The following is a 15,927-nucleotide window of genomic DNA, read 5'->3' on the forward strand; positions in this document are numbered from 1 at the left end:
CGAGGATCAGACGGGCTTGGCCGGGCAGCCCTCAAGGTGGTCGTCCACCACGCCGGTGGCCTGGAGGTAGGAGTACACGATGGTGCTGCCCACGAAGTTGAAGCCGCGCTTCTTCAGGTCCCGGCTGAGCCGGTCGGACAGTTCGGTGGTCACCGGCACCTCCTCGAGGGCGGTCCAGTGGTTGACCACCGGTTCGCCCTCGACCCACCCCCACAGGTAGGCGTCGAAGGTGCCGAACTCCCCGCGCACCCGTTGGAAGGCCTGGGCGTTGCGCACCGCTGAGCCGACCTTGAGGCGGTTGCGGACGATGCCCGGGTCGGAGAGGAGCCGATCCGTTTCGGCCTGTCCGTAGGCGGCGATCCGCTCGAAGTCGAAGCCGTCCATGGCGCGCCGGTAGTTCTCCCGTTTGTTCAGCACCGTCGACCAGGAGAGACCGGCCTGGGCGCCCTCCAGGACGAGCATCTCGAACAGGTACCCGTCGGCGTGCGAGGGACGCCCCCACTCGTGGTCGTGGTACTCGGTCATGAGCTGGGACGCGTTCCGGGCCCAGGCGCAGCGGTGGGTGTCGGTCACGGGGTGCTCCTCGGTGCGGTGGTCGGGTGGCCTCCATCGTCCCGGAGACCGGTGACGGTTGGTGGGAGTCGTGTGCCGGGTGGGAAACACGTTGATCGAGTGGATCGGTGGGGAAAGGATGGGAGGGTGACAGGCACAGACACGCCTCGGGACACGCCGAGCGCACCACGAGCCCGTCCCGGCGCACCCAGGGTGCGGCTGGTGGCGATGTCCGAACCCGTGCTCGCCGCCCTGGCGGAGGGGGACACGGAGACAGCCAGTGCCCTCATTGGCGTCGAACTCGGTGAGCACTTCGCCACCGAGGAGATGCGCTGGTTGTGCCGTTACCGTCTCGGGCAGATCCAGGCGGTGCCCGGCCGGGCCAGCTGGCTGACCAGTGTGGTCGTGGACGCCGACCAGGGCTGGGCGGTGGGGCACGCCGGTTTCCACGGGCCGCCGGACGAACGCCGGATGGTGGAGATCGGGTACTCCGTGGTGCCGGAGATGCGGCGCCGGGGCTACGCGCGGGCCTGCGTGGTCGAGCTGCTCCGCCGGGCCGACGCGGAGCCGGAGGTCGCTGTGGTGCGGGCGTCGATCCGGCCGGACAACTCCGCCTCGCTGGCGACCATCGCGGGGTTCGGCTTCGAGCACGTGGGCGAGCAGTGGGACGATATCGACGGTCTGGAGTTCATCCACGAGCGCCCGTCGCCGCGCCCGGAGTCGGGGGCCTGAGGGTCGGCCCCCGCAGCCCGTCCCGAGACCCCGCAGCCGCCCGAGGGACACGGATCAGGTGCACCCCGGACCGCCGACCTCGTCCGGTCCGGCACAGCACCGGTTCAGTCGGTGCCGTGCCAGGAACTCCACAGCGCCGCGTACGCCCCGCCCGCCGCGATGAGCTCGTCGTGCGTGCCCAGCTCGGTGACGCGCCCGTCCGCGACCACGGCCACCCGGTCGGCGTCGTGCGCGGTGTGCAGGCGGTGCGCGATCGCGATCACCGTCCGGCCCTCCAACACCGCAGCCAGGGACCGCTCCGTGTGCCGCGCCGTCCTCGGGTCCAGCAGCGAGGTGGCCTCGTCCAGCACCACCGTGTGCGGGTCCAACAGCACCACGCGGGCCAGCGCCACCTGCTGCGCCCGGGCCGGGGACAGGGCCTCGCCGCCCGAACCCACCCGGGTGTCCAGTCCGTCAGCGAGCCCCCGCGCCCAGTCGGCGTCCACCGCGTCCAGCGCGCGCGAAAGAGCCGTGTCGTCGACGTCGACGCCCTCGGGAGCCGCGATGGCCAGGTTCTCCCGCAGGGTGCCGGTGAAAACGTGGTGCTCCTGGTTGACCAGGACGATCCGCTCGCGCAGCACCTCGGGGGCCAGCTCGGCGACGGGAACCCCGCCCAACAGCACGCGCCCCGCTCCCGGCGCGTCCGCCCCGGACAGCAGACGGCCGATCGTGGTCTTGCCCGCGCCGGAGGGGCCCACCACGGCGAGCCGTTCCCCGGGGTGCACACTGAGGTCGATCCCGCGCAGCACGTCGTGGCCGGGCACGTAGGAGTAGCGGACCCCGGACAGCTCGATCCGGTCGTCCGCCGGGACCCGGCCGGAGCCCGCGGACTCCTCCGGCAGCCGCTGCACGCCCCGCAGGCGCGCGAACGACGCACCGGCGCGCTGGAGCTCCTCCAACCTCTGGGTGACGCCGATCGTCGGGTCCACCATCTGCTGCACGTACAGCAGGCAGGTCACCAGGACACCGAGGCTGATCCCGCCGTTCAGGTACATCGCCCCGCCGACCATCAGGGTGACGGAGACGGGCAGTACGAAGACCGCCTCGGCGACAGGGAACAACACCGACCGCAGCCGCAGGCTGCCCCGGCGGGCCCGGTACAGGACACCGACGTCCCGGTCGGTCACCCCTCGACGGTCCTCCTGGACGCGCAGGGCCTCCACGGTGCGGCCGCCCTCGGCGGTGGCGGTGGCGCCCTCCAACGCGGTGGACAGGGCCGCGCCCTCCGCCAGGTAGGTCTCGCGCGAACGCCTCAGGTACCAGCGCGCGGCGGGCCACACCAGGGGGAATCCCAGCAGGGCGCACAGGCCCAGCAGCGGGTGCAGCCAGGTGATCGCGACCACCAGGACCAGGACCTGGAGCACGCCCATGCTGATCTCCGGCAGCGCCCCGCGAAGGCTGGTGCCCACGTTGCCCACGTCGGCGGAGACACGGGTGGTGAGGTCGCCGGTGCCCGAACGCTCCACCACCCGGGGCGGCAGGGACAGCACCCGGCCCACGAAGTCCTCCCGCAGCCGCCGCAGGACGTGCTCCCCGAACCGGTAGACGGCGCGGCGCGCGTACCGGGTGAGCAGGAGCTGCACGAAGGCGGCCGCGAGCACACCGGCGGCCAACCGGTCCACCGTCCCCAGGGTGGCCGTGCCCGCCTCCACCAGGTTGACGATCCGGCCCAGGAGATAGGGGCCGACCAGCCCGGCACCGGTGGCCAGGCAGGTCAGCAGGATCACCCGGACCACGCGTGCGCGTTCGGAGCGCAGCAGCCGGACGGTGTCGCGGCGGACCTCCGCGCGGTCGGCGACGGGCAGGCTCATTCCGGGTCCCCTTCGTTCTCGGAGGCGCCACGGAACACCAGCGCCCGGTAGTCGGGCCGGTCGGCGAGCAGCTCGCCGTGGGTGCCGACCGCGGCGACCCGCCCGTCCACGAGCTGCACCACCCGGTCCGCCCGGTCCAGCAGGAGCGGCGAGGTCCCGGCGACCACGGTGGTGCGCCCGGTGCGGGCCTCGTGCAGCCGCTCGGCGATGGTGGACTCGGTGTGCGCGTCCACGGCCGAGGTGGGTTCGACCAGCACCAGCACCTCGGGGTCGGCCAGGAGCGCCCGGGCCAACCGGACCCGCTGGCGCTGACCGCCGGAGAGGTTGCGGCCCTGCGGTTCGACGGCGGAGTCCAGCCCGTCCGGCATCGAGGTGAGCACGTCGTCGGCGCCCGCCACGTGCAGGGCGGCCCTGATCCCGGTGTCGGGGTGTCCGCCGTGCGGGTCCATGACCTCGCGCAGCGACCCGGCGAACAGGTACGACTCGTTGTCGGAGACCAGCACGCGTCGGCGCACCTCCCCGATCCCCACGTCGCGCAGCGGCACTCCGCCCCACAGGGTCTCGGAGGCCGTGTAGCGCCCGAGCCGGTCCACCACGGCGGCGGCCCCGGAGTCGGCGGAGACGAGAGCGGTGGTCAGGCCAGGCGGGACACGCACCCCGGAGTCGGGTTCGACCAGTTCGGCCCCCTCCTCCGGGCCGGGGAGGTCCCGGCCGCTGCCGGTGGGCGGGGGGTCGAGGGTGAGCAGGTCGAGCGTCCGGCGCACGGAGACGAGGCCCTCGATCATGGCACTGGCCCCCTCGATGATGAAGAACACCGGGAGGATGAGGACGGCCACATAGGCGTAGACGGCGACGGTCTCACCCACGGTGATCTGCCCGTTCACCGCCAGACGCGCGGCCACCCAGGTGACCGCCCCGAGGAAGACCACGGGCAGGCAGGCGCTCACCGCCTGGAACCAGCTGGTGGTCTCGCTGACCCGGTAGCCCTGGTGGAGCAGGTCCCTGGACCGGTCCTCGTAGCGGCGGGCGAAGTGCGCCCTGCCTCCGACGCCGCACAGGACCCGCAGACCGGAGACGATGTCGGCGGCGAGCGCGGTGGTGCGCCCCTGGTGTTCGCGGTAGACGCTCTGGTGGCCGTGCAGCCGCCCCATCAGCGGGCCGATGACGGCGGCCAGCACCGGGACACCGAGCACGACGATCGCGGCGAGGGGCGGCGAGATGGTGAACAGCAGGACGGAGACGCCCGCGTAGGCGACGACCGCGCCCACCCCGGGGCCGGTCATGGTGAGGATCTGGGCGATGCGCAGGACGTCCGAGGCCTGCACCGTGGACAGCTCGCCCGAGGAGACGCGGCGGGACAGAGAGGCGCCCAGCACCGTGGAGTGCCGGGTGATCACGCGCATGGTCCGGTGCGCGGCGTCCGCCCGGACCAGGGACATCGTCCGGTGCCGCAGGATCGACACGGTCGCGGTCACCACCGCCACCACGGCGGTGATCCCGGCCCACTGGACCAGGGCGCGGGGATCCTCGGCACGCAGACCGTCGTCGATGGCGCGGGCGAGCAGGTAGGGCGGGAACACCAGCCCGACCATCCACAGGGTGCCGTAGAAGGAGCCGCGCAGCACCCGCCACGGCTGGGAGGTGATCAGCCACCACACGTAGCGCAGGGGGCCGCGCAGGTCGGGTGTTCCGGTGGGGGGAAGGGCCGAGCGGGGGAGCGGGCGGGTTCCCCAGGGGCCGGGAACACCCGTGGTCTCGGGCAACTGGCACCTCCGTGTGCACTGGATCACGCCCATGTAACCAGGGCTCCGGACCGCGCCCGGGGCGGACCCCCGGCAGAGGGGCGCGGTCCAGGTCGGACCGCCCGGGAACGTCGCCGCCAACGGTGACGCGGCGTCCCCCCTGGGTAAGGGGGTGACAGGTGGTCGGCGGCACGGTAGAACGGCACGAGCGCCCCACCCTCAAAGAACCGAGGAGCACCACCCCTTGACCGCCAACCCGTTCCTGTCACCCAGCGAACTGCCCTACCGTCTTCCCGACTTCGCGGCGGTCCGCGAGGAGCACTTCCTGCCCGCCTTCGAACAGGGCGTGGCCGAACACCTCGCCGAAGTGGACGCGATCGCCCGCGACCCGGAGCCCGCGACCTTCGACAACACCATCGCCGCGCTGGAGCGCTCCGGCGCGACCCTCGGGCGAGTCGAGGTCGTCCTCCACACACTGACCGGCTCCGACGCCAGCGACGGCATCCGCGAGATCGAGAAGGAGATCGCGCCGCGCTCCACCCGGCACCGGGACGCGATCTCCCTCAACCGCGACCTGTGGGCACGCATCCAGCAGGTCAGCACGGACGACCCGCAGGAGGCCTGGCTGCTGGAGCGGTACCGCCTCGACTTCGTCAAGGCCGGGGCCGACCTCGGTGAGGACGACCAGGCGCGGCTGCGCGAGCTCAACGCGCGCCTCGCCGAGCTCGGAACCGAGTTCTCCCGCAACGTCGTCCGCGCCACCGGGGAGTCCGCGCTGGTCACCACTGACGTCTCCGACCTCGATGGCCTGGACGAGGCGCGCCTGGGCGCCATCAAGCAGGGCGACGAGTACGTCCTGCCGCTGCTGAACACCACCGTGCAGCCCGCCCTGGCCCAGCTCACCAACCGCGCCACCCGCGAGCGCCTGTACACGCTGAGCGCCGAACGGGCCCCGGAGAACCTGGAGATCGGCGCCCGCATGGCCGAGCTGCGCGCCGAGCGCGCCCGGCTGCTGGGCTACTCCGACCACGCCGCCTACAAGGTCGCGGACCAGACGGCGAAGACCGTGGAGGCTGTCGAGGAACGGCTCGGCCAGCTGGTCGGTCCGGCCCGTCGCAACGTCGAGAAGGAGGCCGAGGCGCTCGCCGAGTACGCCGGTCACGACATCGAGCCGTGGGACTGGCCGTACTACACGGAGCAGGTGCGCAAGGCCCGGTACGACTTCGACGAGAGCGTGCTGCGGCCCTACTTCGAGCTCGGCCGGGTGATCGAGGACGGCGTCCTCCACGCGGCGACCCTGCTCTACGGGGTCACGTTCACCGAGCGGCCGGACCTGAAGGGCTACCACCCCGACATGCGCGTGTGGGAGGTGTTCGACGGCGACGGCACCGCGCTGGGCCTGTTCCTGCTGGACCCCTACGCCCGCCCGACCAAGCGCGGCGGCGCGTGGATGCACAACCTGGTCGACCAGTCGTTCCTGCTCGACGAGCGGCCGGTGGTGGTCAACAACCTCAACGTCGCCAAGCCCGTCTCCGGGCCCACCCTGCTCACGTTCGACGAGGTGGAGACGGCCTTCCACGAGTTCGGCCACGCCCTGCACGGGCTGCTGTCGGCGGTCCGGTTCCCCCGGGTCGAGGGCACCAGCGTGCCGCGTGACTTCGTGGAGTTCCCGTCCCAGGTCAACGAGATGTGGGCGCTGTGGCCGGAGGTCCTGTCCCACTACGCCCGGCACCACGAGACCGGTGAGCCGGTGCCCGCCGAGCTCGTGGAGCGGCTGACCGCCGCCAGCCAGTTCAACCAGGGGTTCGGCACCTTCGAGTACCTGGGAGCGGCGCTGCTCGACTGGGCCTGGCACCGTCTGGCGCCCGGCGAGACCGTCGAGGACCCCGCCGCCTTCGAGGCGCGCGCCCTGGAAGCGGCCGGTGTGCTGCACCCGCTGGTGCGTCCCCGGTACCGGAGCACGTACTTCCAGCACATCTTCTCCGACGACGGCTACAGCGCGGGCTACTACTCCTACGTGTGGAGCGAGGTGCTGGACGCGGAGAGCGTCGACTGGTTCAAGGAGCACGGCGGGCTCACCCGTGCGGGCGGCGACAGCTTCCGGGAGAAGGTGCTCTCCCGGGGCGGGAGCGTCGACCCGATGGAGGCGGTCACCGACTTCCTCGGCCGCGAGCCCGGCATGGGCCCGCTCCTCACCCGCAAGGGCCTGAACTAGGGAGCGTCCCCCCGCGGCCCGCTCGGCGGCGGACCGCGGGGGACGGCCTCACTGCTTGGGTGCGCGGGGCTCGCCCAGCCCGGCGCGCTCGCGTACCCGGCGGCCGACCCCCTCCACCGCGCGCAGGGCGTCCCGCACGTCCCGGTGGGAGGGGGTGAACGGCAGGTTGTGGATGGTCTCCTCCGGGGCCGTCGCGGCCTCGACCACCCGGTCCAGCAGCGCGTCGTCGGCGTTGCCCAACCCGGCCTCGGTGAGCGTGGTGGGCAGTCCGGCCCTGGCCGTGAACTCGGCGAACTCCTCCACCTCGGCGGTGGCGGCGCCCTCCAGCAACAGCTGGGTGAGGGAGCCGATGTTGACCTTCTCGCCGTGGGCGAGGTGGTGGGTCTCGTCCACCGCCGTGAGGCCGTCGTGCACCGCGTGCGCGGCGGCGAGGCCGCCGGACTCGAAGCCGAGGCCGGAGAGCAGCGTGGTGGCCTCCACGACGGCCTCCACGTCGGGGGTGACCAGGTCGCGGTCCACGGCGTCGAGCGCGGGGAGCGCGGACTCCCACAGGATGTCCCACGACAGCTGGGCCAGGGCGGTCCCGGCGCGGGTGGGGAGCCCCTCCACCATGTTCGTGGAGTCGGTGCCGCGCAGGGCGCGGGCCTCGATCCACGTGGCCAGGGCGTCGCCCACGCCCGCGGCGAGGAACCTCGTGGGAGCCTGGGCCACCAGCTGGGTGTCGACCACCACCAGCGCGGGGTTGCGGTCGTAGAAGCGGTAGGACTCGAAGGCGCCCTTCTCGGTGTAGACCACGGAGAGGGCGGAGGTGGGCGCGTCGGTGGAGGCCACCGTGGCGGCGCTCACCCAGGGGACCCCGACGTTGGCGCCCGCTGCCTTCGCGGCGTCGATCGCGGCGCCGCCGCCCAGGCCCACGATCACGTCGTGGTCCTGCGATTCGATGACCTCGCCGACCCGCTCGGACTCGGTCCTGGTGGGCACGCCCCCGAAGCGTTCGAACGTGAGCGGGATCCCGGCCTCCGCGAAGGAGCGTTCCAGGGTCGCGCCGACCAGGTTCCGTACGACGTCGTCGGCGAGGACCAGCGGCCTGCTTCCCACCCTTCCGACCAGTGTGCCGAGCTGCTCCATCGCGCCACGGCCCTGGACGTAACGACCGGGCGAGGCGAAGACACGCAGGGACGGTGTGTTCTGGGCCATGGAAGTTCCCCCTGTGGTTGGTGGTTCCTCCCCCCGGCCTGGCCGGTGGACGGGGGACCCAAACGTCACGCACCGCAGGTTGCCCTGTTCTTTGCCTCACCCCGTCCGGCCGGGTTCCGGGGACCCGGCCCGAGTGCCCCGCGCACGAGGCCCCCGGACGCTGAGCCCCTTCCCCGCTGAAAGCGCGGGTCCGGGTCCCACGCAAACGAGGGGGGCCGCCCACGGCGACGTCGAGTCACACGTGCTGGACTCCCTCGCCCCGGGCAGCGAGTCGGGCGATCGCGGCGGCGCTCGGGCTGCCGGGGTCCGGGGTGTACATCACCAGTTGCAGTTCGGTGCCGGGCAACAGCAGGATCTGGCGCTCCAGCTCCACCTCGCCCGCCCAGGGGTGGTGCAGGCGCTTGCGCAGCGTGGACAGCGGGCGTACGTCGTGGTCGCGCCAGCTGGCGGCGAAGTCCGCGCTGAGCGCGGCGAACTCGTTGACCCGCTCACTGAGGGCACTGTCGGCGGGGTGACGGGCGCTGGCCGCACGCAGTTGGGCCGCAGACCGCCGGATGAACTCGCCTTCCGTGCTCGCTGGCGCCGAGCACAGGGTGTCCCGCAGTCGAAGGGCCAGCCTGACGACGTTGCGTTCCTCGGTGGGCAGCAGCCCGAAGTCGGTGACCAACACGGCCGCCGTGCCGTTCCAGGCCACGATGTCCTGACGCTGGTCGACCAGGTAGGCGGGGATCGGCCCGAGCCGCTCCAACAGCCGTCGGGCGTCGGCGGGCACCGGCTCCCGATCAGTGTTCGTGCTGAGGGGGATCTGGCCGGCCAGCCGCGCCAGGTGTTCACGCTCCGCGACGGTGAGCCGCAGTGCCCGACTCAGTGCCGTCAGCACCTCCGGGGAGGGGCGCGAGGCGCGGGCCTGCTCCAGGCGTTCGTAGTAGTTGACCGACACGCCGGCCGCTTCGGCGACCTCCTCGCGGCGCAGCCCCGGAGCGCGCCGGGCGCGTCGTCCTGGCGGGTGGGCCGCCGACACTTGGTCCGGGCGCAGCGAGTCCCGCCGACGGCGCAGGAAGTCGCCCAGGTCATCTTTGCTCACCCGGGTCATGGTGGCACGGGGCGGTCGGTCCAGCCACGGACTGGCGGTCCGGGGATCAGCCGTCCGTTCCCCGACCGCTGGTCCGCGTCCAGTGTGGTCTGCACAGTCCGTTGAACACGGGAGAACACCATGCCTCGAATTCCCGAGGAAACGATGCGCCGACCGCTGAACCTGATGCTGATCAAGGACACGAACGTCGCTGACCTGGAGAAAGACGGCACCGCCGTGCCCCTGCCCGCCTCCGGGGCCTCGCTGCGCTGGGGAGCTGTCCGATGACCGGCGTCCTGGTGACGGGCGGCACTGGGAAGACGGGTGGCGCGCTGGTGAGACTACTGCGCGGCAACGGCGTACCGGTCCGAGTGGCCAGCCGCCACCCGTCCGCCGACGACCCCGACGCGGTCCGGTTCGACTGGGCGGACCCGACCACCCACCCTGCCGCCCTGCGCGGGATGGATCGGATCTTCCTCGTCCCTCCGGTGAACTCCGTGGACCCGATTCTGTCTGTCGGTCCGTTCCTGGCCGAGGCGCGACGCCTCGGTGTGCGCCGGGTCGTGCTCCTTGGCTCCGCCATCGTGCTGCCGAACGCTCCCAGTGCTGTGGAGATGGCCGCGCGGGTACGAGCCCGGCCGGGCGGGGTCGTGCTGCGGGCCTCCGGGTTCATGCAGAACTTCCTGAGCCCCCATCCGGTGGGCGAGCGGATCCTGCGGCACGGTGAGGTGCACACTGCCGCCGGTGAGGGCGCGGTGGGGTGGATCGACGCGAGGGACGTCGCGGCCGCCGCCTCCGCCCTGCTGGCCGATCCCGGTGTGGAGCCCGACAGCCAGCGTGACTACCTGCTCACCGGGCCGAAGGCCCTGAGCTACCGGGACGCGGCGGCGATCATCACCGCCCGCACCGGTCGGACGGTCCGGGTGGTGACGGTCGGGACCGAGGAGCAGGCCTTCGCCTACCGGGCCGCGGGCATGCCCTCCGAGTTCGCCGCCGCCGTCGCCGCTGTCGAGGACGGCATCAGACGCGGCCTGCACGACCAGGTCAGCACAGCGGTGTTGGATCTGACCGGGCGCCCGCCCCGCAGCTTCGACGCCTTCGTCCGGGAGCACCGAATCGGGCTGGGTGGGAACGGAGGGTTTGAGCACTGAAGGGCGGACCGGCAGGGGGAGGCGCTACCCTCCCCGCTTCAGGGCGGACTGCAAGAAGCTGAACAGGGAATGGGCCGCACTTTCGGCGCGTGGGAACGGGCGAGTTCACCCCCGACGCGCTGGAGGGGGAGTTTCGGCCCGCTCCGCCCCTGAACGCGAAGGGCCCCACCCGGAAGTTCCGGTGGGGCCCGTCGCACGAGCGCGCTGAGGGGCTCAGGCGGTGGCTGCGGCCGCCTCGGCCTTGGCCTTGCGGCGACGGACGGCGGCGGCTCCGACCGAACAGATCAACACCAGCAGCGCGGTCGCGCCGACCACGGCCATGACGAGGCCGCGCTGCGGTTCGGCGGGCAGGTTCAGCGCGAACTCCTCGGCCTCGGCCCCGTCACCCGAACGCGGGCCCATGGACCTGGTCAGGGCGCCCACCGGGTCGAGGAACCCCGTGCCGAACGCGGCACCGGCGTCCGGATAGGCCGACATCACCAGGCGCTCGGAGGTCTGCGCGGCGCTCAGCTCCGGGTGCTGCGCGCGCACCAGCGCGGCCACCCCGGCCACGAACGCCGCCGCGACCGCGTCCCCCTCGGCGACGGCGTGCCCGTCACCGCCGGGGGCCAGGCTCAAAACGGACTGGCCGGGCGCGCTGAGGTCGGGTGTCGAGATCCGGCCGTCCGCCGTGGCGGGCGGCGGCATCAGCGGAGCGCCCTCCGTGCCGGTCGCCGTCACCCCCAACACCTCACCGCGGGTCGCCGGAACGGCCGCGTAGGCGTCCCGCCCGACCATGGCCGTCGACGGCGCCACCACCAGGACGTCCTCCTCGACGGCGGTGTCCACCGCCGCTTCGAGCGCGGAGCTGCCCAAGGGGATGGCCACACCCACCAGGACGACGTCCGCTCCCTCTGAGACGGCGTCGGTGATGCCCTCGGCGAGCGCGTCCGCGTTCGCGCCGCCCCAGTCGTCGGTGACCGGGACCGCCAGCACGCCGGCCTCGGGCGCCACCCCGATGAGCCCGCTGCCCTGCTGGGGTCGCGCCGCGACCACCCCGGCCAGGAACGTCCCGAACCCGGTGCAGTCCTCACCGGCCCCGTCCACCGCCCCCTCGAGGGCGGCCGACGAGTCGTCGACCCCGCTGCCCACGACGGCCACGGTGATCCCGGCCCCCGAGGAGGTGGACCGGGCGCGGGGGAGCCCCAGGGCGTTCTCGGTCCAGAGCTCCTGGCTCACCGTCTCCTCGGAGGAGGGCGCACACGCGTCCCCGTCCAGTTCGGGCGCCACCTGCGGCAGCGCGGGCGGGACCTCGTCCGCCGCCGCGGGCGCGACCGCCACCAGGAACAGCGCGCCCGTCAGGCACACCCCGGCCCCGAACCGAAGCCGCTTCCGTTCCGCTCCGTTCGACACGGGGCCTCCCGTTCCTCTCACCTCCGGCCGCCCCGTCCAGCGGGGCGGCCGCTTCCTCGTTGCCGGACACCCGTCAGTCGCGGGCGGCCGCCTCCTCTGTCTCCGGGTCCAGCGCCAGCTGCACCTTGACCGGGTCGCGGCGGTCGAAGCGCAGGGCACGGCCCGGGGGCAGGCGCTGCGGTCGCAGCGATCCGAACAGCACACCCTCGGAGGGCGGGCAGGAGAGCACCATGCTGGGCGTGTTCGCGTCGATGAGCATCCGCAGCGCCGGTTCGCCCATGGCACGGCTGAAACCACCGGCACCGCGCGCCAGGATCAGGTGGAACCCGATGTCGGCGCCGTGCGGCAGCATCTCCATGAGCGGGGACAGCGGCCCGCCGCCGCCCGCGGAACTCAGCAGGTCGTAGTCGTCGATGACCACGAACAGCTCGGGGCCGGTCCACCACGAGCGCTCGCGCAGCTGCTCCGGAGTGACCTCCGGGCCGGGCAACCGGGGCTTGAGCGCCTGCGCCGCCGCCATCATCATCTCGCGTGCGCTCTCGCCGGTCACCGCGTAGCCGAGACGCTGCTCCTCGGGGATCGCGTTGAACAGGCCGCGTCGGGGGTCCACCACGACCACACGCGCCTCCGTGGAGCTGTACCGCTCCCGGATGGTGCGGGTGACCAGACGCAGCAGGTTGGTCTTGCCGCTCTCGTTGTCCCCGACCACCAGCATGTGCGGCAGCACCGAGAAGTCGTGCCACAGCGGCTCCAGACGACGCTCCTCCAGACCCAGCGCGATCTTCGGGCCGTCCTCGGGGGGAGGCAGGTCCGACGCCGGAAGAGACAGGGGCAGCAGCCGCACCTGGGGAGCGGACGGGCCGTCCCACCGCTGCTTGACGGCGGCCACCACGTCGGCCACCGACGCCTCGGGTCCCTCCTCCAGGTGCGGCAGTGCCGACAGGAAGTGCTTGTACTCGGCGGTCAGACCCCGCCCGGGAATCCGGGGGACCTTCTCGGCCTGGCGCATGTTGATCGCCGAGTCCACCGCGTCACCGAGCCGGAGCTCGAACCGGGTGACCAGCAGGTCGCGCAGGCTGGACTGCACGTCGGCCCAGCGCGGGGAGGCCACGATCAGGTGGATGCCGTAGTTGAGGCCGCGCTGGGCGATCTGGGTGATTTCGGCGATCATGTCGATCATGTCCGCGCGGACCGTCGCCCAGCCGTCGATGACCAGGAACACGTCCCCGTAGGGCTGGTCGGCGAACTCCCCGGCCGCCCGCCGACGCCGGTAGGCGCCGATCGAGTCGATGCCGTGTTCGGCGAAGAACTGCTCACGGCGCCCCAGCAGCGCCGTCATCTCCGCGACGGTGCGCGTGACCCGCTCCAGGTCCATGCGCCCGCAGATACCGCCCACGTGCGGCAGGTCCGCCACACCGCGCAGTGTGCCGCCACCGAAGTCCAGGATGTAGAACTGCACCTGCTCCGGGGTGTTGGTCAGCGCCAGCGCGCTGATCAGCGAGACCAGGAGGGTGCTCTTGCCGCTCTGCGGACCACCGATGACGGCCGTGTGCCCGCCCGCGCCGCGCAGGTCGGCGGTGAGCGGGGTGCGCAGCTGCTCGAAGGGGCGGTCCACCAGACCCACCGGCACGGTCAGCACCGGGTCGGTTCCCCATGCGGGCAGTGAGGTCGCGCCCTCCGACCGCAGCATCTCCGCCACGGTGGGGGCCTGGTCCAGGGGCGGCAGCCACACCTGTCGCGCGGGCGGACCGACGTCCCGCACCGCCTCCAGGGCCGTCTCCAGCAGGCTGGTGTCCGACTCCTGCACCGGTTCCGGCTCGGGTTCCACGGCGGAGACGGGGGGACCGGCCACGTACCCGGGCAGGAAGGGGGTGATCTCACGAGCGGCGGTCGACGCCCGCGCCGCACGCCGCTTGGCGCGGTAGGGCCCGGACACGTAGGCGGCCTTGAACCGGGTGAGCTCCTCGGTGTCGGACTTGAGGTAACCCGAACCCGGTGCGGGAGGGAGCTGGTGGGCGTCGGCCACACCGAGCACGCCCCGGCTCTCCATGGCCGAGAACGTGCGCAGCGCGATCCGGTAGGAGAGGTGGCTCTCCAACTGGTGCATGCGGCCCTCGTCCAGCCGCTGGGAGGCCAGCAGCAGGTGCACGCCCAGGCTTCGGCCCAGGCGCCCGATCATCACGAACAGCTCCATGAAGTCCCGGTGCGCGGCGAGCAGCTCGCTGAACTCGTCCACGATCACGAAGAGCGTGGGCATGGGCTCCATGGTCGGGTCGCTCCGGCGGCCCTTCTCGTACTCGTGCACCGAGCTGAAGTTGCCCGCCGAGCGCAGGAGCTCCTGGCGGCGGATCAGCTCGCCGTGCAGGGCGTCCTGCATGCGCTCCACGAGGGAGGTCTCGTCGGCCAGGTTGGTGATCAGCGCCGAGGTGTGGGTCAGTTTGTCCAGGCCGATGAAGGTGGCGCCGCCCTTGAAGTCCACCAGGACGAAGTTGAGCTTCTCGGAGGAGTGGGTCAGCGCGAGCGACAGCACGAGCGTGCGCAGCAGCTCGCTCTTGCCGGAACCGGTGGCGCCGATCAGCATCCCGTGCGGGCCCATCCCGCCGAGCGCCGACTCCTTGAGGTCCAGCTCCAGGGGCGCACCCGAGGCCGCGATGCCGATGGGCACCCGCAGTCGGCTCTCCGGGCGCTCCCGCTCCCACTCGCGGGCGGCGTCCCAGGTGTGCAGGTTCGGGATGCCCAGCAGGGTGGTGAGGTCGAAGTCGGTGGTGAGCGGCTCCACGACGTCGGCGGCGACGCTCACCCGGTAGGGGGCCATCATGCGGGCCAGCGAACGGGCCCGGTGCAGGTCCAGGGAGTCGGGTCGTCCGAGGTGGGAGAAGGACTCGCGTCCGGTACGGTCCAGCTCACTCATCTCCACGGAATCCTTTTCGACCCGTAGTGAGAGTGTGTGAGGCGCTCCGTCCCACATGCGCTCGGTGCCCACTTCGATCACGATCGCGTTGCGAAAGCCGCCGCTGAGCAATCTCGACCCTTGCGGCACGGTTCCGCCGTCGACGATGATGACCGTGAACGGCTCGTCACGACCGGGCGCCGCCTGAGGGTCGAAGGGCGGCCGGTCCGCCAGCGCGGGACCGACGAGTCTTTCCAGCTCAATGGCGTCGGAGGCGATCAGCCGGACCGGGCCCGCGCCGTCGCGCTCCGTCGGGTGCATGCAATGCGGAAGCCATTTCATCCATTCCCAGTCGGCCATTCGCTCATCGTTCACACAGCCGACAACACGCAATTCATCCGGCGCGTGAAAAACTGTGACCTGACCCACGAGTGCGCGCACCATTGCACGGCTGGATTCCGCGTCGCCGCGAAGACCCAGATGCGCGAATCCCCGTAGATAAAGCGAGACCGGCAAGTCCGCGACGGTGGCGTAGGCGTTGATGAAACGGCGCAGCGCGTGCGCGCTGAGCGGCTCCAGGTCCTCCACCGGCTTGGTCGACAACGGGGCGATGCGCGTCTGGAGCGGCTGCTCGCCCACGGCGATGCGGATCTCGGCGAAGTCGTCGTGCGCCCCGCGGCGCTCCCAGAGCCTGCTCGTGCGCACCAGCGACCACAGTGCCTCCGGGTCGGGGCCGTTCCACGCCCGCGCCTCGCGCTGGGCCACCACGACGCCCCGCACCCGGCCGCGCATCTGGCCGAGATAACGCAGGTAGTCGCGACGGTCACCGGAGAGTCGTCGGCTGCGCTCGATCCGTACGCGCAGGATCTGGCCGCCCACCATCGCCACCGCGCCGACGAGCATCATGCCGCCCGCGATGAAGGGCATGGCCGTGCCCAGGGCACCGCCCCCTCCGGGGCGGATGAACATCATCACCATCGCGAGCGAGCTCAGCGCCATCGGGAGGTACATGAAGACCCCCGAGATGCTGTTCTCCTGCTCAGGGAGGACCGGGGGTTCCTGGAGGGAGAGCTCGCCGTCGGGCGGCTCGGGGCCGGGTCGACGCGCCGGCCTGCGGACGAGGATGGTGCTGAT

At 72.4% G+C, this 15,927-nt stretch carries 11 protein-coding genes; 4 read left to right on the plus strand and 7 right to left on the minus strand.

Going from position 1 to position 15,927, the window contains the following annotated elements:
- Positions 1-6: 6 nt before the first annotated feature.
- Positions 7-573: a DNA-3-methyladenine glycosylase I gene (locus KBX21_RS13870; protein WP_210842154.1), complete on the minus strand. Its 567-nt coding sequence runs from the start codon at positions 571-573 to the stop codon at positions 7-9.
- A 207-nt stretch (positions 574-780) separates the two neighbouring features.
- On the opposite strand from KBX21_RS13870, the gene KBX21_RS13875 reads away from it, so the two are divergent.
- Positions 781-1,284, plus strand: a complete 504-nt coding sequence (locus KBX21_RS13875; RefSeq protein WP_247665730.1) for a GNAT family N-acetyltransferase — start codon at positions 781-783, stop codon at positions 1,282-1,284.
- Between the two features lie 104 nt (positions 1,285-1,388).
- Here the strand turns inward: KBX21_RS13875 and KBX21_RS13880 are convergent, their stop codons facing one another.
- Positions 1,389-3,134 carry an ABC transporter ATP-binding protein gene (locus KBX21_RS13880; RefSeq protein ID WP_210842155.1) on the minus strand — a complete coding sequence of 582 codons (1,746 nt, stop codon included), beginning with the start codon at positions 3,132-3,134 and terminating at the stop codon, positions 1,389-1,391.
- Entirely contained in the window at positions 3,131-4,897 is a 1,767-nt protein-coding gene (locus KBX21_RS13885) for an ABC transporter ATP-binding protein (protein WP_210842156.1), read from the minus strand. Before KBX21_RS13885 ends, KBX21_RS13880 begins: the two co-directional genes overlap by 4 nt.
- A 223-nt stretch (positions 4,898-5,120) precedes the next feature.
- Between KBX21_RS13885 and KBX21_RS13890 the strand changes: the two genes are divergently transcribed.
- Positions 5,121-7,091, plus strand: coding sequence for a M3 family metallopeptidase (locus KBX21_RS13890; RefSeq protein WP_210842157.1), 1,971 nt, complete (start codon positions 5,121-5,123; stop codon positions 7,089-7,091).
- Positions 7,092-7,139: 48 nt separating this feature from the next.
- On the opposite strand, the gene KBX21_RS13895 is transcribed toward KBX21_RS13890, so the two are convergent.
- Positions 7,140-8,288, minus strand: coding sequence for a glycerol dehydrogenase (locus tag KBX21_RS13895; protein WP_049578904.1), 1,149 nt, complete (start codon positions 8,286-8,288; stop codon positions 7,140-7,142).
- A gap of 235 nt (positions 8,289-8,523) precedes the next feature.
- Entirely contained in the window at positions 8,524-9,372 is an 849-nt protein-coding gene (locus KBX21_RS13900; RefSeq protein ID WP_049578910.1) for a helix-turn-helix transcriptional regulator, read from the minus strand.
- A gap of 129 nt (positions 9,373-9,501) precedes the next feature.
- Here KBX21_RS13900 and KBX21_RS13905 point away from each other — a divergent pair, with 129 nt between their 5' ends.
- Positions 9,502-9,648 (plus strand): hypothetical protein, encoded by a 147-nt coding sequence (locus KBX21_RS13905; RefSeq protein WP_160167876.1) that lies wholly within the window; start codon positions 9,502-9,504, stop codon positions 9,646-9,648.
- Positions 9,645-10,511: an NAD(P)H-binding protein gene (locus KBX21_RS13910; protein ID WP_017544360.1), complete on the plus strand. Its 867-nt coding sequence runs from the start codon at positions 9,645-9,647 to the stop codon at positions 10,509-10,511. Before KBX21_RS13905 ends, KBX21_RS13910 begins: the two co-directional genes overlap by 4 nt.
- Before the next feature lie 213 nt (positions 10,512-10,724).
- On the opposite strand, the gene KBX21_RS13915 is transcribed toward KBX21_RS13910, so the two are convergent.
- Both KBX21_RS13915 and eccCa read right to left on the minus strand, forming a co-directional pair.
- Positions 10,725-11,903, minus strand: coding sequence for a S8 family serine peptidase (locus KBX21_RS13915; RefSeq protein WP_210842158.1), 1,179 nt, complete (start codon positions 11,901-11,903; stop codon positions 10,725-10,727).
- Positions 11,904-11,976: 73 nt separating this feature from the next.
- Positions 11,977-15,927, minus strand: a complete 3,951-nt coding sequence (gene eccCa / locus KBX21_RS13920) for a type VII secretion protein EccCa (RefSeq protein WP_210842226.1) — start codon at positions 15,925-15,927, stop codon at positions 11,977-11,979.

The sequence above is a fragment of the Nocardiopsis sp. B62 genome (assembly GCF_018070675.1).
Classification (GTDB): Bacteria; Actinomycetota; Actinomycetes; order Streptosporangiales; family Streptosporangiaceae; genus Nocardiopsis; species Nocardiopsis prasina.